At 66.7% G+C, this 23,631-nt stretch carries 20 protein-coding genes; 8 read left to right on the plus strand and 12 right to left on the minus strand.

Annotation, left to right across the window (positions count from 1 at the left end; all coding sequences use genetic code 11):
* Window positions 1-42: 42 nt before the first annotated feature.
* Complete coding sequence (locus ACEN9Q_RS26520) at window positions 43-1,131, minus strand: acyltransferase family protein (protein WP_495626597.1); 1,089 nt, start codon at window positions 1,129-1,131, stop codon at window positions 43-45.
* 224 nt (window positions 1,132-1,355) lie between these two features.
* Here ACEN9Q_RS26520 and ACEN9Q_RS26525 point away from each other — a divergent pair, with 224 nt between their 5' ends.
* Together ACEN9Q_RS26525 and ACEN9Q_RS26530 are read left to right on the plus strand one after the other, a co-directional pair.
* A complete protein-coding gene (locus ACEN9Q_RS26525; protein WP_495629000.1) occupies window positions 1,356-2,930 on the plus strand; it encodes an acyl-CoA ligase (AMP-forming), exosortase A system-associated in 1,575 nt (524 codons plus the stop codon).
* The gene (locus tag ACEN9Q_RS26530) at window positions 2,927-4,165 is read left to right on the plus strand and encodes a pyridoxal-dependent decarboxylase, exosortase A system-associated (protein ID WP_495626598.1); all 1,239 of its coding nucleotides are present in this window, start codon (window positions 2,927-2,929) and stop codon (window positions 4,163-4,165) included. Before ACEN9Q_RS26525 ends, ACEN9Q_RS26530 begins: the two co-directional genes overlap by 4 nt.
* 87 nt (window positions 4,166-4,252) lie before the next feature.
* Here the strand turns inward: ACEN9Q_RS26530 and ACEN9Q_RS26535 are convergent, their stop codons facing one another.
* From ACEN9Q_RS26535 to ACEN9Q_RS26585, 11 genes are read right to left on the minus strand one after another with little or no spacing between them, the layout of a single operon-like run.
* Window positions 4,253-6,160, minus strand: a complete 1,908-nt coding sequence (locus ACEN9Q_RS26535; protein ID WP_495626599.1) for an XrtA/PEP-CTERM system amidotransferase — start codon at window positions 6,158-6,160, stop codon at window positions 4,253-4,255.
* Window positions 6,161-6,203: 43 nt separating this feature from the next.
* A complete protein-coding gene (locus ACEN9Q_RS26540) occupies window positions 6,204-7,370 on the minus strand; it encodes a TIGR03088 family PEP-CTERM/XrtA system glycosyltransferase (RefSeq protein ID WP_495626600.1) in 1,167 nt (388 codons plus the stop codon).
* 13 nt (window positions 7,371-7,383) lie between these two features.
* Window positions 7,384-8,601: a TIGR04063 family PEP-CTERM/XrtA system glycosyltransferase gene (locus ACEN9Q_RS26545; protein ID WP_056445074.1), complete on the minus strand. Its 1,218-nt coding sequence runs from the start codon at window positions 8,599-8,601 to the stop codon at window positions 7,384-7,386.
* Between the two features lie 28 nt (window positions 8,602-8,629).
* The gene (gene xrtA, locus ACEN9Q_RS26550; protein ID WP_495626601.1) at window positions 8,630-10,186 is read right to left on the minus strand and encodes an exosortase A; all 1,557 of its coding nucleotides are present in this window, start codon (window positions 10,184-10,186) and stop codon (window positions 8,630-8,632) included.
* Complete coding sequence (locus ACEN9Q_RS26555) at window positions 10,177-11,379, minus strand: TIGR03087 family PEP-CTERM/XrtA system glycosyltransferase (protein ID WP_495626602.1); 1,203 nt, start codon at window positions 11,377-11,379, stop codon at window positions 10,177-10,179. The genes xrtA and ACEN9Q_RS26555 overlap by 10 nt, the downstream gene beginning before the upstream one ends.
* Window positions 11,380-11,392: 13 nt before the next feature.
* Window positions 11,393-12,490, minus strand: coding sequence for a FemAB family XrtA/PEP-CTERM system-associated protein (locus tag ACEN9Q_RS26560; RefSeq protein WP_495626603.1), 1,098 nt, complete (start codon window positions 12,488-12,490; stop codon window positions 11,393-11,395).
* The gene (locus ACEN9Q_RS26565) at window positions 12,487-13,371 is read right to left on the minus strand and encodes an XrtA system polysaccharide deacetylase (protein WP_229412770.1); all 885 of its coding nucleotides are present in this window, start codon (window positions 13,369-13,371) and stop codon (window positions 12,487-12,489) included. The genes ACEN9Q_RS26560 and ACEN9Q_RS26565 overlap by 4 nt, the downstream gene beginning before the upstream one ends.
* Complete coding sequence (locus ACEN9Q_RS26570; protein ID WP_495626604.1) at window positions 13,368-14,453, minus strand: XrtA/PEP-CTERM system-associated ATPase; 1,086 nt, start codon at window positions 14,451-14,453, stop codon at window positions 13,368-13,370. Before ACEN9Q_RS26570 ends, ACEN9Q_RS26565 begins: the two co-directional genes overlap by 4 nt.
* Before the next feature lie 17 nt (window positions 14,454-14,470).
* The gene (locus ACEN9Q_RS26575) at window positions 14,471-16,054 is read right to left on the minus strand and encodes a TIGR03016 family PEP-CTERM system-associated outer membrane protein (RefSeq protein WP_495626605.1); all 1,584 of its coding nucleotides are present in this window, start codon (window positions 16,052-16,054) and stop codon (window positions 14,471-14,473) included.
* On the minus strand, window positions 16,035-17,009 hold the full coding sequence (locus ACEN9Q_RS26580; RefSeq protein ID WP_495626606.1) for an XrtA-associated tyrosine autokinase: 975 nt from the start codon (window positions 17,007-17,009) through the stop codon (window positions 16,035-16,037). Before ACEN9Q_RS26580 ends, ACEN9Q_RS26575 begins: the two co-directional genes overlap by 20 nt.
* Window positions 17,010-17,025: 16 nt before the next feature.
* Window positions 17,026-18,570: an XrtA system polysaccharide chain length determinant gene (locus ACEN9Q_RS26585; protein WP_495626607.1), complete on the minus strand. Its 1,545-nt coding sequence runs from the start codon at window positions 18,568-18,570 to the stop codon at window positions 17,026-17,028.
* A gap of 439 nt (window positions 18,571-19,009) precedes the next feature.
* Between ACEN9Q_RS26585 and ACEN9Q_RS26590 the strand changes: the two genes are divergently transcribed.
* The 6 genes from ACEN9Q_RS26590 to ACEN9Q_RS26615 all read left to right on the plus strand — a co-directional run bounded on the left by ACEN9Q_RS26590 (window position 19,010) and on the right by ACEN9Q_RS26615 (window position 23,613).
* Window positions 19,010-19,759, plus strand: a complete 750-nt coding sequence (locus tag ACEN9Q_RS26590; protein ID WP_495626608.1) for a S1 family peptidase — start codon at window positions 19,010-19,012, stop codon at window positions 19,757-19,759.
* A 132-nt stretch (window positions 19,760-19,891) separates the two neighbouring features.
* Window positions 19,892-20,518, plus strand: a complete 627-nt coding sequence (locus ACEN9Q_RS26595) for an XrtA/PEP-CTERM system exopolysaccharide export protein (protein WP_082548125.1) — start codon at window positions 19,892-19,894, stop codon at window positions 20,516-20,518.
* A 286-nt stretch (window positions 20,519-20,804) separates the two neighbouring features.
* Complete coding sequence (locus ACEN9Q_RS26600; protein ID WP_495626609.1) at window positions 20,805-21,335, plus strand: hypothetical protein; 531 nt, start codon at window positions 20,805-20,807, stop codon at window positions 21,333-21,335.
* A gap of 15 nt (window positions 21,336-21,350) precedes the next feature.
* On the plus strand, window positions 21,351-21,617 hold the full coding sequence (locus tag ACEN9Q_RS26605; RefSeq protein WP_056445041.1) for an HPr-rel-A system PqqD family peptide chaperone: 267 nt from the start codon (window positions 21,351-21,353) through the stop codon (window positions 21,615-21,617).
* Window positions 21,611-22,528: an HprK-related kinase A gene (locus ACEN9Q_RS26610; RefSeq protein ID WP_056445037.1), complete on the plus strand. Its 918-nt coding sequence runs from the start codon at window positions 21,611-21,613 to the stop codon at window positions 22,526-22,528. Before ACEN9Q_RS26605 ends, ACEN9Q_RS26610 begins: the two co-directional genes overlap by 7 nt.
* Window positions 22,525-23,613, plus strand: a complete 1,089-nt coding sequence (locus tag ACEN9Q_RS26615) for a nucleotidyltransferase domain-containing protein (RefSeq protein WP_495626610.1) — start codon at window positions 22,525-22,527, stop codon at window positions 23,611-23,613. The genes ACEN9Q_RS26610 and ACEN9Q_RS26615 overlap by 4 nt, the downstream gene beginning before the upstream one ends.
* The last annotated feature ends 18 nt before the right edge of the window (window positions 23,614-23,631 follow it).

Below are 23,631 nucleotides of genomic sequence, written 5' to 3' on the forward strand. Positions count from 1 at the left end.
TCGCTGCTTGCGCCGCTGTTCGGCGTCGTGCGAACGCCGGTGTCAATCCAGCGTGGGACGGACGACGGGCACGAAAACGGCGCGCCCCGCATCCCACCAGCGGTTCAACCGGTGCTTGAACGCGCCCGCGACGGGCTGCTCGACGCGGGCGTTGATCGCGTAGGCGACGGCGATCATCACGACCACCGTCCCCCAGAGCAGCCCATGGGGATTTAATCCGGGGTAGAAGTGGTTGAAGACGACGTAGCCGATGGCCTGGTGCACCAGATAGAGGGGATAGGTCAGGGCGCCGACCACCATCCAGTTGCGGCGGCCGAACCAGCCGGACTTCTTGAGCGCCACCACCAGCATCACGACGAAAAATGCGGAGACCAGGAACAGGACGACACCGAGGTCCATCGTCGTGTGCGAGGCGGCTTCGAATTTCGGCACGCGGATCGCGCTTTCGTACAGCGCCAGCGCCCAGCTTCCGAGGATCACGCCCAGGCGCAGCCACGACATCCCATGCGACCAGACCTGATACATCATCGCGCCGGCGATGAAATAGGCGGCATAGTCGACGATCAGGACCTCGCGCAGGTGTTCCATCCCGGTCAGTTCGAACAGGACGACCGCGACCAGCCAGCCGGTGAGGAAGAGTTCCGCGCGATGGATCTGGCGCAGCAGGAGCAGCACCGCCACGAGGGCATAGAAGCGCATCTCGACGACCAGCGACCAATACGAGCCGTCGATCTGCGTGACCGGGGCGATCTTCTGCATGACGCTGAAACCGCTCAGCATCGTCATGTTCGATGCATACTGGACCAGCGTGGGCGCGTTCCTGCCAAAGAACAGCAGGATCAGGAACGTCAGGGTGCAGCAGACCCAGAAGGCGGGGTACAGGCGCACGATGCGCGAGATGACGAAATGCTTCAGGCTTCCGCTCGAGGCGCTCATCAGGATCACGAATCCGCTGATCAGGAAAAACAGTTCGACGCCATAGCACCCGTATTTGGCGACCGGTGCCAGCAACGGATAGGGCATGCTGGAACTGTGCGCGGCATACCCGCGAAACGCATAGTGGAAAAGCACGACCGCAAGCGCCGCCAGGAAGCGCAGCAGATCGATTTCGTTCGCGCGGGGTTTGTTCATGTTGTCGATCCTTGGTCGATGGCGCGAGGAAGCGTGTGCACGGCGCGGCAATCGTGAAGCGGTGAGCTGAGCCACGAATGAGAGCACCTTTCCCATGCCAAGTCAACATGGACCTTGTCGCGCCGGCGACGACGACGCGAGCGCTTCCTCTACGACTTGACGGAGACGAACTGGTAAGATTGGCGTTTGCCCGACCACGCCCGCCGGCAGAACCCATGGCATTGATGAACCACCTGATCCACGACTCCCTGTTCGACAGCGCGGCGCGCACGCCCGCCGCCGAAGCTCTCGCCTATGGCGACAAGCGCTGCAGCTACGCGCAGCTCGCCGCGCAGGTGCGCGCCGTCGCCGCGCTGCTGCTGGATGCGAAACTGGAACCCGGCGCGCGCGTGGCCGTGTACATGGAAAAGCGCATCGAGAACGTGGCCGCCATGTTCGGCGCCGCCGCCGCCGGCTGCGTGTTCGTGCCCGTCAATCCGCTGCTCAAGCCCGAGCAGGTCGCCTACATCCTCGCCGATTGCAACGTGCGCCTGCTGGCCACGACGGCCGAGCGCCTCGCGCAGCTGGCGCCCGTGCTCGAACGCTGCCCCGATGTGCGCGCCGTGCTGCTGGCCGACGGCGATGCGGCGCCCGCATCCGCCGCGCTGCCGGTGCTGGCCTGGCCCGCGGACGTGGACGTGGACGTGGACGTCGCGCCGCACCGCCGCATCGACACCGACGTCGCCGCGATCCTGTACACGTCGGGCAGCACGGGGCAGCCGAAAGGCGTCGTGCTGTCGCACCGGAACATGGTCGCGGGTGCGCAGAGCGTCGCGAGCTACCTGGACCTGCGCGCGGACGACCGCCTGCTCGCCGTGCTGCCGCTCAGCTTCGACTACGGCCTGTCCCAGCTGACGACGGCCTTTATGCGCGGCGCCAGCGTCGTGCTGATGAACTACCTGTTCCCGAAGGATATCGTGGCGATGGTCGCGCGCGAGCGCATCACGGGCCTGGCCGCCGTGCCGCCGCTGTGGATCGCGCTGGCGCGCCTGGCGTGGCCGGCGGGTTGCACGCTGCGCTTCATCACGAATTCCGGCGGCGCCATGCCGGTGCCGACGGTGCAGGCGCTGCGCGAAGTCTTGCCGGACACGCAGATCTTCCTGATGTACGGCCTGACGGAAGCGTTCCGCTCCACCTACCTGCCGCCGGCGGAAGTGGCGCGCCGTCCCGATTCGATCGGCCGCGCGATCCCGAACGCCGAGATCCTCGTCGTGCGTCCGGATGGCAGCCCGTGCGACCCCGACGAACCGGGAGAACTCGTGCACCGCGGCGCGCTCGTGGCGCTCGGCTACTGGAACGATCCGGCGCGCACGGCGCAGCGGTTCCGTCCCGCGCCCGGCCGGGACCCTGGCCTGCCCGTGCCGGAACTGGCCGTGTGGTCGGGCGATACGGTGCGCCGCGACGCCGACGGCTATTTGTACTTCATCGGCCGCAGCGACGACATGATCAAGGTGTCCGGCTACCGCATCAGCCCCACCGAGATCGAATCCGTGCTGCACGCGACCGGTCTCGTCGCCGAGGTGGCCGCCTTCGGCATCGACCATCCGCAACTGGGCCAGGCGATCGCCGTGATCGCCGTGCCCGTCGAGGAAGGCGTCATCGACGGTGCCGCGCTGCTGGCCGAATGCAAGCGCCGCCTGCCGGCCTATATGGTGCCGGCCCACATCGACCTGCGCGCCGGCCCGCTGCCGCGCAACCCGAACGGCAAGATCGACCGCAACCTGTTGCGGCTTACCCTGCAAACGAACGACGCATCATGACAGCAAGTAACCGCGCGCGCCACGCGCCGCAGATCCTTTTTTCCGTCGTCGACGACGTGTTGCAGGTCGGCGGCATCCCGCTGACCCGGCTCGCGCAGCGCGTGGGCCGCACGCCGTTCTTCGCGGTCGACCGCGCCCTGTGCACGCAGCGCGTGCGCGACCTGCGCGCCCAGCTGCCGCAAGGCGTGCTGCTGCATTACTCGATCAAGGCGAATCCGATGCCGGCGCTCGTGCAGCACATGGCCGGCCTCGTCGACGGCCTGGACGTCGCGTCCGGCGGCGAACTGAAAACGGCGCTCGATGCCGGCATGGCGCCCGAGCGCATCAGCTTCGCCGGCCCGGCCAAGCAGGACGCCGAACTGACGCAGGCGGTGGCCGCCGGCGTGTGCGTGAACGTCGAATCGGAGCGCGAGCTCATGGCCCTCGCGCGCATCGGCGACCTGCTGGGCATCGCGCCGCGCGTCGCCTTGCGCGTGAATCCGGACTTCGAACTGAAATCGTCCGGCATGAAGATGGGCGGCGGCGCCAAGCCTTTCGGCATCGACGCGGAGGAGGTGCCGCGCCTGCTGCGCGTCGCGGCCGGGCTGGCCGTCGACTTCCAGGGCTTCCACATCTTCGCCGGTTCGCAGAGCCTGCGTGCGGACGCCATCATCGACGCGCAGGCCCGCAGCATCGAACTCGCGCTGCGCCTGGCCGACGCGGCGCCCGTCCCGGTGCGCCAGGTGAACATCGGCGGCGGCTTCGGCATCCCGTATTTTCCGGGCGAGGAACGCCTCGACGTGGCGCCCATCGCCGCGCGCCTGGCGCCCGAACTGGAAAAGCTGACCACGGCGCTGCCGCGGGCGCGACTGGCGCTGGAGCTGGGCCGCTACCTCGTGGGCGAATGCGGCGTCTACGTGACGCGCGTCGTCGACCGCAAGGTCTCGCGCGGTGAAGTCTTCCTCGTGACGGATGGCGGCATGCACCACCACCTGGCCGCCTCGGGCAACCTGGGGCAGGTCATCCGCAAGAATTATCCGGTCGCCGTGGGCAACCGCGTGGCGCCGGTCGACAGCGGCCCGGCCAGCGTGACGGGGCCGTTGTGCACCCCGCTCGACATCCTGGCCGACCGGATGGAGCTGGCGCATGCGCAGGTCGGCGACCTGGTCGTCGTGTTCCAGTCGGGCGCCTACGGCCCGTCCGCCAGCCCGGGCGCCTTCCTGGGGCACCCGGCGGCGCTGGAAGTGCTGGTGTAGGGTGGGCACCCCGGTGCCCACGCGCGAGGCATGCGGTGGGTTGGCGTCACGCGTGGGCTCGGTGAGCCCACCCTGCCTGGGCAGGCTCTAAGCGCCGGCGCTGACGCGCAGGAACGCGTCGAACATCATCAGCGACCACAGTGCCACGCTGTGGTCGGCCGTGCCCGCGTGGTGCTGGGACACCAGCTGTTCCAGGTAGCGGCGGTTGAAGATGCCGGTATCGACCAGGCGCGCGCCCAGCACGGCCTCGCGCACCGCCTCGCGCAGCGGGCCGCGCAGCCAGGCCGCCAGCGGGATCGAAAAGCCCTTCTTGGACCGGTACATGATGTCGTGCGGCAGATGCGGCTCCAGCGACTTCTTGAGGATGTACTTGCCTTCGCCGCCGCGCAGTTTCAGGCTCGGGGGCAGGGTGGCCGCGTATTCGCAGAATTCGTGATCCAGCAGCGGCACGCGCACTTCCAGCGAGTGGGCCATGCTGGCGCGGTCGACCTTCGTCAGGATGTCGCCCGGCAGCCAGGTCTTGAAATCGAGGTACTGGATCAGCGACAGCGGATCGTCCGTCGGCGCCTGGGCGGCATGCGCGCGCATCACGTCGATCGCGCGGTAGCCCTGCAGGTCGCTCTTGAACGTATCCGAGAACAGCTGGTTGCGCTGGCGGTCGGTCAGGCGCGACACGCCGTGGAAGTAGCCCTCGACGAGGTCGCGCGCGATCGCCTCGAACGTCGTCTTGGCGCGGAACACGCGCGGCGCCCAGTCAGCCTTCGGGTACAGGCTGCCCAGGGTGCCGAACAGCGGTTTGCGGATCGCTTCCGGGACCTTCGAGCGCACGCTGTGCTCGGCCATCGCGAAACGGTAGCGGCGGTAGCCGGCGAAGTTCTCGTCGCCGCCGTCGCCCGACAGCGCCACCGTCACGTGGCGGCGCGCCAGCTGGCACACGCGGTAGGTCGGGATCGCGGAACTGTCGGCAAAGGGTTCGTCGTACAGGTGCGCGAGCGTGTCGATCAGGCCGTAGTCGTCCTTGTCGACGATCTGCGCGTGGTGGTGCGTGCGGTAGCGCTGGGCCACCTGCATGGCGTACTGGGTTTCGTCGAACTCGGGATCGTCGAAGCCGATCGAGCACGTGGTGACGCCCTCGCTGACCGTGCCGTCCCTGGCGCCGGCCATCATCGCGACGACGGCGCTGGAATCGACGCCGCCGGACAGGAAGGCGCCCAGCGGCACCTCCGATTCCATCTGGCTCTTCACCGCTTCGCGCACGCGGTCGATCAGTTCGGCCTCGACGTCCGCCTCCGGCCGCGCCGGCGCGACGTTGAAGGCGAGGTCCCACCAGCGCTTCGGCTGCACCGCGCGGTCGCCGACCTTCAGCAGGATCGAATGGCCGGGGCTGAGTTTATAAGCGTTATGGAAAATCGTGTTCGGCTCCGGCACGTAGCCGTAGGCGAAGTAATCCTCGACGGCGCGCGGGTTCAGCTTGCGCGACAGTTCGGGGAAGGTCATGATCGACTTGAGTTCCGAGCCGAACACGAACAGGCCGCTGGGCAGCAGCGAATAGAACATCGGTTTTACGCCAACGTGGTCGCGCGCGAGGAACAGCGTCTGCTTCTTGCGGTCCCACACGCCGAACGCGAACATGCCGCGCAGCCGGCGCACGCAGTCCTCGCCCCACGCAAGCCAGGCGTTCATGACGACTTCCGTGTCGGACTTGGTGCGGAACACGTGGCCCAGCGCGATCAGCTCGTCGCGCAGGATGCGGTAGTTGTAGATCTCGCCGTTGAACACGAGCGCCACGTCGCGCGCGGCGTTCAGGAACGGCTGCTGGCCGGTGGCCACGTCGATCACGGACAGGCGGCGGTGGCCCATGCCCAGCGCTTTTTCCAGATACAGCTCGCCTTCGTCGGGACCGCGGTGGTGCTGGCTTTCGTTCATGCGCCGCAGCGCTTCGCGGTCGATCTCCCGGTTGCCTTGGGTGTCAAAGATTCCGACTATTCCGCACATGATGTTGGCTTTCTTGCTTGTATATGGGTGAAACGGTAACGCGTCAGTGTGCCTTGTTCAGGCACAGTTCGTCGTACAGGACGCCGTATGCGGCCACCATGGCGCGCAGGCTGAAACGGTCCAGCACGCGCGCGCGCGCCGCGCTGCCGTGCGTGCGTGCCAGGGCCGGGTCCTGCGCGTAGCGGGCCAGCGCGTCGGTCAGGGCACCGACGTCGCCGACCGGCACCAGCAGGCCTTGTTCGCCGTCGTCGACGACTTCCGGAATGCCGCCGACGCGCGAGGCGACGACGGGCCGGCCGCACGCCATCGCTTCCAGCATCGAGACGGGCGTGCCTTCGGCCAGCGAGGGCAGCGCAAAGACCGAGAACGTGTGCAGGATGGCGGCGATGTCGGACCGTGCGCCGGGCAGCCACACGGCATCAAGGAGGCCGAGGCGTGCCACCTGGTCGCGCACGGCCGGCAGCAGCGGGCCGTCGCCGACGATCGCGAGTTTCAGGCGCGGCGCCAGGTCGGGCAGGCGGGCACGCAATTGCGCGAACGCGTCGACGAGGGCGCGGTGGTTCTTGACGTCCTGGATGCGCGCGATGGTGCCGATCACGATGTCGCCCGTTTGAAACGGCGCGTCCGCGGCTGGCGTGCCGCCGGGCGCGTACTTGTCCGTGTCGACGCCGTTCTTGATGAACAGCGTCTTGTCGGTCGGGATGCGCACGACGTCGCCGAGCCAGCGGTTCAGGTCTTCGGACACGGGAATGAAGCGGTCGACGAACGGGACCAGGCGGCGGCGCAGGAAGTTGTGTTTCGGGTTCAGGCCGTGCGGGTCGCTCGCGTCGCGTCCGTGTTCCGCGTGGATGCGCACGGGGACGCCGGCCAGCGTGGCGGTAAAAGCGTATTCCAGCGCGGCCAGGTTATACGTGTGCAGCACGGTCGGGCGCAGGCGCCGCATCAGGCGCCAGAACGTCAGGTGCGTGCCGAGGCCGAGACCGGGCGGCTTGCCGAGCGCATGCAGCTCGACGTCGTGCCGGGCGATGCGGTCGGCGAACGACGTGTAGGTCGTCAGGCAGACGACGGCGTGGCGCCAGGCCGGCATGCGGTTGATGCAGTCGACGAGCAGCGTCTCCAGGCCGCCCACGCCGAGCGAATACACGAGGTGCACGACCAGCGGCCGCGTGTCGACGCCGGCCGGCGTGAGCGCAGGTGCGGGCGCGTTCATCGTCGACGTTCCATCATGCCGCCAGGGCCTTTTGCGTCAGGCGGCCGTAGATGGCCGGATAGCGTCCGACGCTGACCTTCCAGTTGCGTTCCGTCTCGACGTAGCGGCGGCCGGCCTGGCGCAGCTGCGGCCACGTGTCGTGCGCGGCCAGCAGGGCGCCGACCTTGTCGGCCAGCGAATCCGGATCGTCGGCGCCGAACAGCACGCCGGTCTTGCCATCCTCGATCAGCTCGAGGTGGCCGCCGACGTCGGAGGCGGCGAGGATGCGGCCCTGCGCCATCGCCTCCAGCGGCTTGAGCGGGGTGACGAGGTCGGTCAGGCGCATCGACAGGCGCGGGTACACGAGCACGTCGAGCAGGTCGTAGTACTTGTTGACCTGGTCGTGCGGCACGCGGCCCGTGAACACGACCCTGTCGGCGATGTTCAGGTCTTTCGCCAGCTGGCGCAATGGCGCGTCCTGCGGGCCGCCGCCGACGAGCAGCACACGCAGGTCGGGCATGCGCGCGATGAGCTTGGGCACGGCGCGCAGCAGCACGTCCAGGCCTTCGTAGGCATAGAACGAGCCGATGAAGCCGACCAGGCGCGCGTCGCCCAGGCCCAGTTGTTGTTTCAGTGCGAGGTCCGGCGTGCCGCCCATCGAGAATTTTTCGATGTCGACCGCGTTCGGGATCACCGTGACCTTCTCGGCCGCGACGCCGCGCGCGACGATGTCCTTGCGCAGGCCCTCGCAGATGGTGGTGACGGCGTCGGCCTGCTTCAGCGCATAGGTCTCGAGCGCGCGCGTGAGGCGGTAGCGCAGGCCGTTCTCCGTGCTGGTGCCGTGATCGACGGCGGCGTCTTCCCAGAACGCGCGCACTTCGTACACGACCGGGATGTTGAAGCGCTTGCCGGCGCGCAGCGCGGCGATCGCGTTCAGCGACGGCGAGTGCGCGTGCAGGACGTCCGGTTTCACGAGCGGGATGATCTCGGCCAGGCGCTTGGCCAGGCCGTCGATCACGTTCACCTGGTTCAGCACGGGCATCTTCGCCAGCGCGCCCTTCGATTCCGGCGTGCGGTAGAAGTGCAGGCCGTCGACGGTTTCTTCCAGCATGTCGCCGGCATTCTGCTTGGCGCCGGTGACGTGGAAGGTTTCCCAGCCGAGCGCGCGTTGCTCGCGCAGGATCGAACGGGTGCGGAAGGTGTAACCGCTGTGCAGCGGGATCGAATGGTCGAGGACGTGCAGGACTCGCATGGTCTGGATTTCCGTTTTTGTGGTCGCGTTATTGGTGAGTTCGGGTCGCGTTCAGCGCCTGGTCCAGCGCGGTGCCCTGATCGGCCAGGAAGCGGTGCAGTGCGGCGCGCGCGCGTTCCTTGTCGTTGTCGTACGGGACCGCGAGCATCACGGCGGCGCCGTCGTCGCCGCGCAGCATGGCCTTGTTCGCGGCCTGCCACAGCTTGCCGACGTAGTCGCTGCCCGTGTAGTGCCCGCCGACCCATTTGAAGGCCCAGACCATGATCGCGCCCTGCGGCGTGCGCAGGACGCCTTCGTGCAGCGTGAGCGGCGTGCCGGCCACGGTCTCGCTGCGCGCTGCGCTTTCGACCTCGTGCCAGGCGTCTTCGTAGCCGTTCAGGCGGTTCATGGAACTGATCAGGTTCTTTTCCGGGTCCTGGTTGCGGTAGTACAGGATGGTCAGGCTGACGGGCAGGCTGCCTGCCTGGTAGGCCTGGTGGAAGCGCGCGTCCGGTGTCATGTAGAAGGGCTTCCAGTCCGCGAAGTCGGCGGTGCGCGGTGCGGTGACGGCGACGTCGGCCAGGCGCACCGGCGCCGGGTTGTGGTTGGCGCGCTCGCCCAGCAGCGCCAGCGCCGGCCAGAACGCGCACACGAGCACGACGCCGGCCACCATCGCCGGCAGGCGGCGCGGCGTCCCCGCGCCGTGCGCGACCGATGCGGGCATGGTCGTCGGCGCCGGCATCGATGGGGCGACGATGTCCTCGCGCCAGAAGCTGCCGATCCAGAACATGACGAACATGACGAGGCCGAAGAACAGCCAGCCGTAGATGATGTGGTCGACGCCCGTCGCCAGCTCCATGCCGGACAGGTGGCCGATCATCACGATCATGTACGCGCGCAGGCCGTTGGCGATGACCGGGACGACCATCGACAGGGCGACGAACAGCACGCGCCGCGCCGTGGAGCGATAGGTCAGGTAGGCGTACAGGCTGCCCAGGGTGATCGAGGAAATCAGGTAGCGCACGCCGCTGCAGGCCTCGACGACGGACCAGCTCCCGGTCGGCAGTTCGAAGCGGGTGCCGCTGCGCAGCACGGGGATGCCGGTGGCGCGCACCGCCCACACGGTGAAGTCGGCGGTGAACTGGATCAGCGGGGCGACGAAGATCTCGCCGAACGGCACCGCGAACAGCAGGAACAGCAGGGGGAAGGTGAGCGAGCCGGCCAGGCGCGGGCCGAACAGGGCCAGCGCGGCGACGGGGAACATCGCGACGAACGTGTATTGCGACACGACCTGCACCTCGCCCAGCTGCGCGGCCAGCCAGCCGGCGCCGAGCACCGCCAGCAGCAGCAGCGCGGGCGGCCACGGCTTGGGCGGATACAGGCTGAAATTCTCGCGCCGGCGCCACACGAGCCAGAGGCTGATCGGCAGGATCACGTAGCCGTGCGCGAACGTTTCGGAACTGTTCCACACCGAGATGATCGAGCGCACCGTGCCGAGGTACAGCAGGAATGGCGCGAGCAGGGCCAGCACGATCAGGAAGGTAGCCTGGCGCGAGATGGGGGTGGCGGTGGCGTTCATCACACCGGGCGGCGGTTTCAGGAACATTCGAGACTCTCCCCAATGCAGGCCAGGTTGCTGGACCAGCTGTAGCGGCGCTGGACCTTGGCGCGGGCGGCCGCGCCGATCGCGGCGGCGGCGCTGTCCTGGCCGGCCAGCAGCGTCGTGACGACGTCGACGAAGGCGGCGGCATCCTCGGCCAGTACCAGTTCGCTGCCCGGCACCGCGTCGATGCCTTCCAGCGCCTGCGGCGACACGACGACCGGGGTCGCCATCGCCATCGCTTCCAGCACCTTGTTCTGGATGCCGCGCGCGATGCGCAGCGGTGCGACCGAGACGGCGGCGTGCGCGATGTACGGCCGCACGTCGGGCACGGTGCCGGTCACGACGACGCCCGGCAGCTTCGCCAGTTCTTGCACGGCCGGCGCCGGACGGGCGCCCACGATATAAAACTTGACGTCGGCGAAGCGCTCGCGCAGCGTCGGGAAGATGTCGGCCGCGAACCACTGCACGGCATCCACGTTGGGCCAGTAATCCATCGCGCCCGTGAACACGAGGGCGCGCTCGCCGGCCGCATACGGATTCACATGCGGCTGGTCGGGCGAAAAGTAATCGGTGTCGACGCCGTTGTTGAAGTGGCCGATCTTGGCCGTGCTTTCCGGCGCGAGCTGGCGGAACAGCTCCGCCTCGGGCGCGGAGACGAACAGCGACGCGTCGTAGTCGCGCGCCACGCGGCGTTCGTACGCGAGCAGCTGGCGCGCCTCGTAGCGGTACAGCCAGTTCATCGGCCACGATTTCTGGTCGGCGTACTGGCGCCACTTGTCCGAGTCGACGTCGCAGAAGTCGACGACGCGGCGCGCCGAGCGGTACGGGTCGGCGTACTGCGCCATCGCCGACGAGAACACGAGCACGCGCTCGATTTTATGTTTCGCCACGGTGTCGTCGACCCAGCGCGCGAGCGAAGCGTCGCGGTAGTATTCGAGCGAGAGCGAGCGGTTCTTCACCAGCGCCTGCAGGCTGCGCACGCGCGCCAGCAGGGGCTTCATGCCGGCGAAGTGGCTGCTGGCGCACAGCGCCTCGACGTGCGGCACGTATTGCCAGTCGTCGGGATCGTCCACGAAGGTGCCCAGGTGCACGCGATAGTGCCGCGCCAGGTGCTTGAGCAGGTGGTACGAGCGGATCTTGTCGCCCTTGTTGGGCGGGTACGGGATCCGGTGGATCAGCAGCAGCAGGTCTTCCACGATGTCTTCCTTGTCACCCCAGATTACGGACGATGTAGGGACCCATGAAGTTCGCCACCGGCAGCGGCAGCTTCTTCCACATCTTGATGAACAGCTGGTATTTCGGGTTCAGCGGATTGTTGTCCGGCAGCGCGCTCGCGCCATACAGCTTGTACTCGTACGGCAGGTGCTGCGCCGTGAAGCCCCAGTTCTTCTTGAAGTCGTAGGCGCCGGTGCCCAGCTTGCTGCGGCCGAAGTCGAACAGGCGGCAGCCGCGCGCGGCCGCTGCCTGCATCAAGTTCCAGTACATGAAGTCGTTGCCGGCCACTTCGCGCGCGAGGTCGGTGCCGCCGCCGTAGTAGGGCACGACTTCGTCGCGCCAGTAGAACGACAGCACGGCGGCCACGAGGCGGTTGTCTTCCGTGACGATGGAACGCACTTCGCATTCGTTGCCGAAGACTTCCTGCAGCATGGCGAAGTATTTTTTCGGGAATACCGGCGTGCCCAGGCGATGCACGCTGCGCGCATACGCTTCGAACAGGCGGTCGACGTTCGCATCGACTTCCCCGCGCAGGCCCAGCTTGATGCCCTTGCGGACCATCGCGCGCTGCTTGCGCGGGATGGCATTCATGTTGGCTTCGTCGTCGCCGGAAATCTCTTTTCTGAACGTGACGTACAGCTCCTTCGTGTGCCACGCCGCGTCGTCCGGGTGGAAGCGCTGCATGCCGCGGTATTCCAGGTGGCCGACGCCGAGCCGTTGCGCGAGTTCGTGCGCGGCGCCGTCGAGCATCGTGCGGGCCGCATCGCTGGTCGCGGCCGGGCCGCCGTACACGCAGAACGGCATCGCGCCGAGCGAGTGGCCGAACAGGCGGCTCTTGATCTCCGCGAGCGGCAGCACGCCGAGGATCTGGCCGTCCTGCTGCACGTAATAAAACCAGGTCTTGATGCCGAACGAGCCTTCGATCACCTTCTGCCAGCCGGACAGGTGGAAGAAGGTGGCGTCCGGGCAGGCGCGCACGAAGGCGTCCCAGCGGCCGTATTCGTGCGGCTGCAGCGTGTGCAGCGTCATGGGCGAGGTGGCCAGGACGGGGGCGGCCCGTTTGGCGGCGGCGGCTTCGATGATCGAGTTCATGGGCGGTTCAGGAAGATGTGGTCCATGCGATCCCACGCGAAGTCGCGCGCGAGGGATTCGATGCGGCGTTCCATCCGGTCGATGTTGATGTAGTGGCGGAAGCGCGCCTTGGCGCCGAGGCCTTCTGGCCGCGGCTGGCCGGGATCGACTTCCCACGGGTGGAAGTAGAACAGGGCGCTCTGGCCGTCATCGCGGTTGACCTTGGCCATCATCCAGCGCGACAGCGCATACGGCAGCAGGCGGAAATAGCCGCCGCCGCCGGCCGGCAGGTTGCGGCCCATCATCTGCACGGTCGTGATCGGGATTTCCAGCAGGCCGTCCGTGCCGTTCGGGTAGAACGCGAAGCGCGGCGCTTCCGGCATGCCGTAGTGGTCGTGCACGACCGGGTAGATGCTCGAGCTGTAGCGGTAGCCGGCGTCCAGGAGTTCGTCGAGCGCCCACAGGTTGTCGCGGCCGATCGAGAAGCTCGGCGCGCGGTAGCCCAGCACGGCCTGGCCGCCGATGTCTTCCAGCAGCGCTTTCGCGGAACGGATGTCGTTGGCGAATTCGGCGCGGGTCTGGTCCGACGCGCGCAGGTGGCCGTAGCCGTGGCTGGCCAGTTCGTGGCCCGCGGCGACGATGCGTTTCACGAGTTGCGGATAGCGCTCGGCGATCCAGCCCAGCGTGAAGAAGGTGGCGCGCACATCGTGGCGCTCGAACAGCGCGAGGATGCGCTCCATGTTCGCTTCGACGCGGCATTCGCGGCTCGGCCAGCTGGCGCGATCGATGTAGGGCGCGAACGCGGAGACCTGGAAGTAATCCTCGACGTCGCAGGTCATCGCATTGCGGATGCGTTGTCCCGGGGCCGGCACGGGCCGCGGGGCGAGTTCGACCATGTTCATTCTTGGTTGTCCATAGGCTGGGTTACCGCCCCCTGGGGCGTGGCGACGATCTTCTTCAGGATCGACAGTACGGAAACGATCGACTTCTCCAGGCGCATCATGCGTTCGTCGAGCACTTCGACGCTGCTGGCGCGGCGTTCGCCGTTGCGCTGGTCGATGGTGCGCAGGCCGGCCGGATGCAGGTCGGTCCGGTAGCCCGTGTCCAGGTCGGTGCCGGGAGCGGCGTCGGGCAGCGTGTCCGGCGCCGGCGTGCCGACCGGATCTGGCACGTCGAATTCCTCGCTGATGTCCTTCACGACGGTGTTGATGTCCTGCTCGCCGAACGCGTGCATCTCTTCCAGATAGCCCATCAGCAGCACGCGGTCCATCAGCGTGTTGACCTTGCGCGGGATGCCGCCGCTGTAGGCGTAGACCGCGGCGTGGGCGCCGTCGTCGAACGACGGGTCGCCCTTCCAGCCGACGGTCGCCAGGCGGTGTTCGACGTAGGCGCGGGTTTCCTGCGCATCCATCGGGCCCAGGTGGTAGCTGGCGATCACGCGCTGGCGCAGCTGCTGCATGCCGGGGCTGTGCAGGGTGGCGCGGAATTCCGGCTGGCCGAGCAGGAAGGTCTGCAGCAGCGATTTGTCGTCGGTCTGGAAGTTCGACAGCATGCGCAGTTCTTCGACCGTGCGCGCGGACAGGTTCTGCGCTTCGTCGATCACGAGCAGGGCGCGCTTGCCCTGGTGGTCGACGTCGCACAGGAATTTTTCCAGGCGCGTGAGCAGGTCCGTCTTGCTGGCGCCTTCATACGGCAGGCCGAATGCCGACACGACCATGCGCAGCGTGTCGTCCGGGTCGAGGTGCGTGTTGACGATGTGGGCGGCCAGGATCTGGTCGGACGGCAGCCGGTTGAACAGGTTGCGCACGAGCGTGGTCTTGCCCGCACCGACTTCGCCGGTGATGACGATGAAACCCTCGCCCTGCGACAGGCCGTACTCGAGGTAGGCCATGGCGCGCTTGTGGCCTTTGCTGCCGAAGAAGAAATGCGGGTCCGGACGCAGCTGGAAAGGTTTGGCGGAAAATCCGTAGAAAGACTCGTACATCGTATGCCTCCGCGGGCTCAATACTGGACGGAAAGCGTCGCCACGATGGCATTCTCGTGGTAGTCGCGGTTGTCGAACACGCCGATGCGGCCCTTGGAGTGGCGCAGGTCGAGCGATCCGTTGATCTTGGTGTTGAAGCGGCTGCTCATGCCCACGTTCAGCTGGCGGATGTCGTTGGTGATGCCGGTCCGCAGCGATTTCACCTTCGCGCCGTACAGGCTGGCGTGCGCCGAGGTCCGCGTCGACAGCTTGTAGTCGGCATTCACGTTGGCGCCGTGCTGGTCGGTGTCTTCGTTCAGCGAGCTCAGCTGCGTCGGCAGCAGCGTGCTGTCTTCCTGCTGCAGCGACAGGGCTTCCGTACGTTCCTTGAACACGGACAGCAGCAGGCTGCTGCGCGCGCCCTTGAACGTGACCGAGCCCTGCAAGCGCTTGTTGCGCATGTAGCGGTTGCTCAGGTAGTTGATGCTGTCGACCAGCGTGGGCGGCAGGCCCGCCTGCGCCATTACCGCTTGCACGGCCTGCTCGCGCACGACCGGGTCCGGGTACTTCCCGGCGAGCAGGCGGTTCAGCATGGCGGCCGTGTCGAACGCGGCCGGCAGCAGGAATTGCGAGCGCGTCGTCGTGACGATGTCGGCATAGGTCAGCGCCCAGATGCTGCGCTGGGTGCGGTAGCTGGCGTCGAACGATCCCGTCTTGCCGAAGTAGCGGTGGCCGAACGACGCCTCGACCTTGGTGCGCGTCGACGGTTGCCAGATGAAGCCGCCCGACCAGCTGGGGCCGCTCGTGTTTTCGGAGAGCGCGTGGTATTCGTACTTGTCGTAGCCGACGGTGGAGGTCAGGCTCAGGTGCGACGCGACGCGGTACTGCAGGCCCGCCAGGCTGTTCTCGGTCGTCGTATTGCCGGTGCGCTGGGCGCTCATGTCCTGGTGCGAATAGTGCACGTTCCAGCCGAGATCGGGGGATGCGGGGCCGCTGACCAGGTCGATCGCGCGCGTGCTGGCCAGGCTGTTGCCGAAGCCGTTGCCGCTGCCGCCCTCGACCGAGTCGCGCGCCAGGCGGGCCGTCAGCGTGGCCGTCGAACCGAACCGGTGGCGCAGGTAGGGGCTGATGCTCCAGGTGCGGATGTTCGTGCCGTTGTTGGCCGCAAACGAATTGTTCGGCAGCGGGCCGAACGCCGACACCGCCTGGCGCGACCCGTTGGCGCTGGCGTCCACGTACAGCAATTCCTTGATGGCGATGGCCTCGGCCGTCATCGAGTAGCGGCGGTCATTGCTGCGCGCATTGGTCGTATCGGTGTTGCTGTACGCGTATTTGCGCCATTCCGCGCTGGCGTTGAACTTGAGGCGCGGACTGAGGCCGGTGACGGTCAGGCTGGGCGCCGCCTCGCTGATGAAGCTGCCGCGCGCCTGTTCGTCGGCCACGTTGCCGACGTTGTCGGAATACGATTCACGCAACTGGACGACGGGCGTGACTTTCCATTCTGCCCGGCAGTCGTTCGACAGCAGCATCGCCGCCAGCGCAAGCGGCGTGAGCCGGAGCGCGGCGCTGCCAGGCCATTTGACCAACCGGTGAGCGGACAAATTAGCCGTAGTGATAGTCATACGTTTCTTCGATGCCTGGGAAGTCCCTGGTCTTGTTATAGATGAGATTGACGTTCGGGTAGCCTTCCAGCTGGTGCAGGGCTTCCTTGACCGCGTGCTGGGTCGTCGTCTGCGCTTCGACCACCATCACGATCTGTCCCATGTGCGAGGCCAGCACGCGCGATTCGCTCGTCAGCAGCAGCGGCGGCGAATCGAAGATCACGACGCGGTCCGGATAGCGGTTGGCGATCTCGTTCACCAGCGTGCTCATGGCGGAGCTGGCCAGCAGCTCGGTCGCGCGCGGCGTGCTGGTGCCGGCAGGCAGGATCGACAGCGTGTCCACGTTCGTGCGCAGCATGACGTCGGCCATGTCGATCTTGTCGTCCAGCAGGATGTCCATCAGGCCGCGGTGCGCAGGCAGGCCGAGCGAGCGCAGCACCGACGGGCGCGCGACGTCGGCGTCGACGAGCAGCACGGTGTGGTCGAGTTCCATCGCGATGCTCATCGCCAGGTTGATCGCGCAATAGGTCTTGCCTTCGCCCGGCAGCGAACTGGTCACCATGATCAGGTTGCCCGGCTTTTCGCCCGCGGCGCGTTCGGCGAACGCGCGCTGCAGCAGCGGGCGCTTGATGACGCGGAAGTCTTCCAGCAGGCGCGTGCGGCCGCCGGCCGCCGTGACCATGCCCAGGTCGCGCATGCGGTTCAGGTCCAGTTCGACGCGGCGGGTCGAAAATTTCTGCGCCGGGCGCGAATCGGCCTCGGCTGCCGCGGGCGCCGCTGCGGGTGCGGTCGCGGGTTTGGCCGCGGATTTGGCCGATTCCGGCGCCACGACCGGTGCCAGGGCCACGGGCGCGTTCGGCGCGGCTGCGCCGGCCGCCTCGATGGCGTCGACCGCGGCCGTTTCCGCTGGCTTGGCGACGGCGGGCGCGTTGCGCTGCAGGTCGATCCGGCTTGCCGCTTTTTCGATGATGCTCACGGTGTACTCCTTAATCTTAAAGCGTGGGGCGGACCAGGATTGCGGCCATCCCGATGCCATAGGCACTGAACAGCAGCAACACGGATCCCCCGAGCGCGACCAGGCGGCGCTTGCGCTTGACGGTCTGCTCCGGCGTCCAGTTCATGCCGATCGAGCCGAGCACCGGCAGGCCGGTCACGTCGCGCAGCGTGCTCTGGCTCAGGAACGTCGGACGCAGTTGGCTCATCAGGAACGCGACGGCCAGGCCGGCGATGAGGGCGCCGGCGAACACCAGCGAGAACAGGCGCAGGCGGTTCGGGCCGCTCGGATGGTTCGGCACGGTCGGCGGATCGATCACGCGGAACGTCAGCATGTCGGTGGCGGACGACAGGTCGCCCGACAGGCGCGCCGATTCGCGGCGTTCGACCAGCTTCTGATAGTTTTCGCGGTTGACCGCATAGTCGCGGTTCAGCTGGGCGAACTGGGCCTCGATTTCCGGCGCCGTCGTGCTCTGGCTGCGCAGGCGTGCCGCGCGGTTCTCGTATTCCGCGACGCGGGCGCGCATCGACGCCACGCGCGCCTCGGCCTGCGACAGCGCCACGTTCAGCTGCTGCAGCATCGGGCTGTAGCTGGCGCCCGGGTCGAGGCTGCGCTTCTTGTGCTTGGCCAGGTCGGCCTTCTGCGCCAGCAACTGGTCGAGCAGGCGGCGGTTGGCGATCACGTCCGGATGCTGTTCCGTGAACTGCAGGCGCAGCATGTCCAGGTTCTTTTGCGCGGTCGCGATGCGCGCTTCCAGTTCCGGGTCGACGAGGGCCGGGTCGACCGTCACGGTGCCCGGCTTGGCCGGATCGCCGTCGATCTGGTGGCGGATCGCGTTGCGTGCCTGTTCCGCTTCGGCCAGCTCGAGCTTGGCCTGGCTCAGCTGGTCGTTCGCCTGCAGCAACTGGCCGCCGAAGTCGCCGCTGCCGCCGCCTTCGCGCGGGAGCATGCCCAGGTTCTTGAGCTTGAATTCCTTCAGCGAATTCTCGGCCGCGGCCAGTTTTTCTTCATAGGTCTTGATCTGGTCGTCGATGAACTGGACCGCCTTTTCCGAATCCTGCTTCTTGCCGCTGAAGCTGCCTTCGACGAAGATCGTCAGCAGCGACTGGACGACGTCCTTGCCCAGCTTGGGACTGTCGGAGACATAGGTCAGCGTGTAGATGTCGTCGCGCTCCGTGCCGGAGACCTTGATCTTCGACATCAGTTCATCGACGATCTTGTCGTGTTCCTTGCTGTCCTTGGCCTTGACGTCGAGGTCGACCATGCGCATCAGGCGCTCGACGTTCGGGCGGCTGATCAGCGTACGGCGCATGAACATCACTTGCTGCTCCAGGTTGGGCACGGTCGTCATGCTCGACAGCAATGGTTTCAGGATGCTCTGCGTGTCGACATAGACGCGTGCCGATGCTTCGTACTGATTGGGCAGGCGCAACACCACCACCCAGCCGATCAGTGCGACAACCCAGGTAATGACGACGGCATGCCAACGGTATTTGCCAATCGCCTTGAGGAAGTTAAGAAGTACGGCTGTGATCTCTGCCATCTCGTCAGTCTCGCCATGAACGGCCCGCTACCTTTCGGGAGGGGGCCAAAAAATAATCAAATACCTCGCATGATCGCTTGTACCCCGAGCAATTGCAATTACACGCGAGAAAAATATGGTGAGCCCATTCGGAAGTGCCTCATCTGCAACACTAATGCCGCCAAGCAATCTGAGGACCATGCGGGTTTTTGCTTAACATCCGTGAATTATTAGCACGGATTTAATAAAAATCCGTTAAACCGTTGTATGCCTTCAACGCCAGCGCAGTGCGTTGAGCGATCTCATCGCGTAGACTAGCGGCGCAGCAATTGCTCAAGTTCAAGCGCTTTATTGTAATGTCTAAAATGCAAAAGGGGGTGCACGGTTGATGCCGCTTCGAAATAGGGAGCGTGCTCCCGTCAACCCGTCTTCCCACCCCCGTCGGCGCCGTGTGGCGACCGTGCTGGGCGTACTTGTGCTGTCCGCCTGCGCCCTGCCGGGGCTGGCCGCGGCAACCGACCTGAGGACGATCGTCCCGACCATCAAACGTTCCGTCGTGGGTGTCGGCACGTTCGAGCGGACCCGCAGCCCGTCGACGGTCTTCGTCGGCACCGGTTTCGTCGTCGGCGACGGCCTGGACGTCATCACCAATGCCCACGTCGTCCCGGCCACGCCGGCCGACGGCAACATCGAACAGCTCGGCATCGTGCTGCCGGATGGCGAAGGGGTGCGCTTCCGGCCGGCCGCGCTGGTGGCGCGCGACAACGAACACGACCTGGCCCACCTGCGTCTCAGCGGCACGCCCTTGCCCGCGCTCGAACTGGGCGATTCGGATACGGCCCAGGAAGGGCAGGAGCTGGCGTTGACGGGTTTCCCGCTCGCCATGGCGCTGGGCCTGCACGCGGCCACGCACCGGGCGACCCTGGCGGCCATCACGCCCATCGTCCGTCCTTCGCTCGGCGCCCGCAGCCTCGATCCGCGCCAGATCGCGGCCCTGCAACGCGCACCCTTCAATATCTTCCAGCTCGACGGGACTGCGTATCCCGGCAACAGCGGCAGCCCCGTGTACGATCCCGCCACCGGCAAGGTGCTGGGCGTGATCAATGCCGTGTTCGTGAAAGGGCTCAAGGAGACGGCGATCACGGCGCCGAGCGGGATCACGTATGCCATCCCCGCCAACTACGTGCGCGCGCTGTTGCAGAAGAAGTAAGCAGAAAAGCGGCAAGCGCGTCATGATCAAACACAATTTCTATTGTGCGCAGTCTTTTCGTTGGGCACTATGTTATACAATACGAAGCTGTTAATGGCTTTATAACAACGGCTTTACCGAAAGGGATCTGACGTGGGCAAGTACAAGGCGAACCTGGTGAAACATTCGGCGATCGTGCTCGCCGCCGCATGCGCGCTGGCGCTGGGTGGTTGCGCAACGCGCGGCCAACAGCCGATCGAGACGCAGGTGACCGACAGCCAATACCTGATCGGGCCGGGAGATGCCGTGAACATCATCGTCTGGCGCAATCCGGAAGTGTCGATGTCGGTGCCGGTGCGTCCGGACGGCAAGATCACGACGCCGCTCGTCGAAGACCTGCCGGCCGCCGGCAAAACCTCGACCGCGCTCGCCCGCGATATCGAAAAAGCCCTGTCCAAGTACATCCAGCAGCCCGTCGTCACCGTCGTCGTGACGACCTTCGTCGGCAATTACGACGAGCAGATCCGTGTGATCGGCCAGGCCACGAAGCCGCAGGCGCTGCCTTACCGCCGGAACATGAGTTTGATGGACGTGATGATCGCCGTCGGCGGCACCACGGAATTCGCGGCGGGCAATCGCGCCAGCCTGATCCGTAACGTGGATGGTAAACAACAACGGTTCAACGTTCGCCTCGACGACCTGATCAAAGAGGGCGACATTTCGGCCAACGTGCCGATGCGACCGGGTGACGTTCTGGTCATTCCGGAAAGTTTCTTCTGACAACAACGTCCGTCGATATTTTTTACATCACCCGGCGTTCCAACATACAATAGTAGTTGCTGGGTGGTACGGCACCAAAATAAGCACCTGATTTTAATGTAAGTTTTTCTTCCTGGCACCACGCTGGCGCAAAACTTGCTTGTTCAGGTACTGGTCGCCCTCAGTGAGCGCGACAACATTTTGGGGAACGCACGTGGCTACCGAAAATCAAAATAACGACAAGATTGAAACGGCGCCGTCCTTGACTCAACGCGGGGCGGCCCGTCGTCGCCTGGCCAAAATCGGCATGGGCGCCGGGGTTCTCGCGACGCTGGAAAGCAAGTCGGCGATGGCGTCGATGGTCTGTCGGGCGCCTTCGGGCTCGCTGTCGAACGGCCTGGCCGCCAGCCATTACGCGAACGGCAAGGCGCCTGCCTGCAATGGATTATCGCCGGGCTACTGGAAGCAGCCGCAACATGCATGGCCGGTGTCGCGCGACCTGATGTTCACCAGCGTGTTCTACGCGGTGGGCAACGGCACGGCCTGCCCGGTCCGGGCCGATTCGTACAAGAACGGCGACTGCTACAAGCCGGGCTCGTACTACTGCGCCAAGCTGGCGGACATGCTGAACCCGCAGGACTTCGACAACAACAATGTCGGCATGCACCTGGTGGCGGCTTACCTCAACCTGCAGGCGAAGTACATCGACTTCATCGAACTCACCGACCTGCAGACCATGTGGAGCGAGCTGCAGACCACGGGCCGCTACAGCCCGACCGCCGGCGTGTACTGGGACAATGCCCAGGTCGCTAACTACCTCAGCTCGATTCACGACTGACGGGCGGCGACACGCATGTGGCGTTTGACGCCTGGGCAGGCGCTGGCCTGCCGGGAATGGGATGGGGAAGCCGTGCTGTACAACGACTTGTCGGGCAGTACCCACCTGCTGGATGGCGCCGCGCTCGACCTGCTGCTCGCCTTGCGCGACGAACCCGCCGATGCCGCCACGCTGGCCGGCCGCCTGGCCGAACGCTTCGATGCCGGCGACGACGACCTCGTGTCCCTGATCGACGACATGCTGGCCGCGCTGGCCGGGCTGGACCTGATCGAACCATGCTGACGGTCGGTTCGCTGTCGCGCGCCGAACTGCGGGCGCGCCTGTCCGGCGACGGCCTCGTGTTGCGTACGGGCCCCTTCGCCAACCGCATCCGCAGCGACGTCCCGCCATTGATCGACAGTCTCGCGCTGATGTATGCCGATTATCCGGTCGAGCCGGACGGCGGCTTCGTCGACTTCCACCTCGATTTGCGGCGCTCGGGCGGCCTGCGCCGCTGGTATCGTTCCCAGGTGCATTTTGCCTATGACGGCACGACGCCGTTCCAGCCGCTGCCGCTGGGGCAAGCGTATCCGATGCTGGAATGGACGATGAACTGGTGCGTCTCGCACCGCGCCCACGGCTATCTGATCATCCACGCGGCCGTGCTCGAAAAACATGGCCGCGCGATCATCCTGCCGGCGCCGCCCGGCTCCGGCAAGAGCACCCTGACGGCCGCCCTGCTGGGACACGGCTGGCGGCTGCTGTCGGACGAGATGACCCTCGTGCACCTCGACGACGGCGTGCTCGTGCCGCTGCCGCGCCCCGTCAGCCTCAAGAATGCCTCGATCGACATCATCCGCGCCTTCCGTCCCGACGCCGTGCTGAGCCGTCCCGTGGAAGAAACCACCAAGGGGACGATCGCCCACCTGAAGGCGCCGCGGGACAGCATCGCCCGTGCCCTGGAACCGGCCCGGCCGGCCTGCATCGTGTTCCCGCGCTGGGAGGCCGGCGCCGCCGTCGCATTGGAACCGCTGCCGAAAGCGCGCGCCTTCATGCAGGTGGCCGACAACAGCTTCAATTACCAGGTGCTCGGCGCGCGCGGTTTCATGGCGCTCGGCCGGCTGATCGACGCCAGCGACGCGTACACGTTCCGCTACAGCAGCCTGCCCGACGCGATGGCGCTGTTCGAACGCCTGGCGCTGGGGACGGCATGACGCGCCTGCCGGTACTGGTGCGCGTGCTGCGCGATCCGGCCGTCGTGCGCGGCCTGGACGCGGCCGGCTGGGACTTGCTGCTGCGCCAGGCCGACGCCGCCAACCTCGATGCGTTCCTGCTCGTGCTGCTGGAAGATGCCGGCCTGCTCGACACGGTTCCCGCCGCGCCGCGCGCGCACCTGGAGTGGACGCGCGCGGGCGCATCCGGCCATGCCCGGGCCGCGCGCTACGAAGTCCGCCAGATCGGCCGGGCGCTGGCGGATCTGGGATTGCCGCTGATCCTGCTCAAGGGCGCCGCGTATGCGATGGCCGGCCTGGACGCGGGCCGCGGACGGCTGTTTTCCGACATCGACATCCTCGTGCCCAAGACGCGCCTGCCCGAGGTCGAGGCGGCCCTCATGATGCACGGCTGGATCACCACCCACCACGATACCTACGACCAGCGTTACTATCGTGAATGGATGCACGAGCTGCCGCCGATGCAGCACGCGCGGCGCGGCAACTCGATCGACGTGCACCACGCGATCCTGCCGGAGACGGCGCCGGTGCGCCCCGACCCGGACAAGCTGCGCGCCGCGGCCAGGCCGATCGCCGGTGCGCCCGGCCTGGCCACGCTGGCCCCGGCCGACATGGTGCTGCACAGCGCCGTGCACCTGTTCTTCGACGGCGAATTCGACAAGGGCTTGCGCGACCTCGTCGACATGCACCGGCTGCTGCGGGAATTCGGCGCGCAGCCCGGGTTCTGGGACGCGCTGCCGGCGCGCGCGCGCGAACTCGAGCTGGGGCGGCCGCTGTTCTATGCGTTACGCTATTGCCCGCGCCTGCTCGGCACGGCCGTGCCGCCGGCGGTGCAGGCGGCCGTGGCCCCGGCGGGGCCGAATCCGGTCCTGTTGTGGCTGATGGACCGGTTGTTCGGGCGCGCGCTGCTGCCGCTGCATGTGAGCTGCGAGGGTACGTTCAGCAGCCTGGCGCGCTTTGCGCTGTACGTGCGCGGGAACTGGCTGCGCATGCCGCCGCTGCTGCTGGCGCGGCATCTGTTTCATAAAGCGTTTATCACGAAGCATGACGAGTCGCAGGCGGCCTGAACCTTTTAGGCGCGCCCG

It is taken from the genome of Massilia sp. Masssp93 (assembly GCF_059491295.1).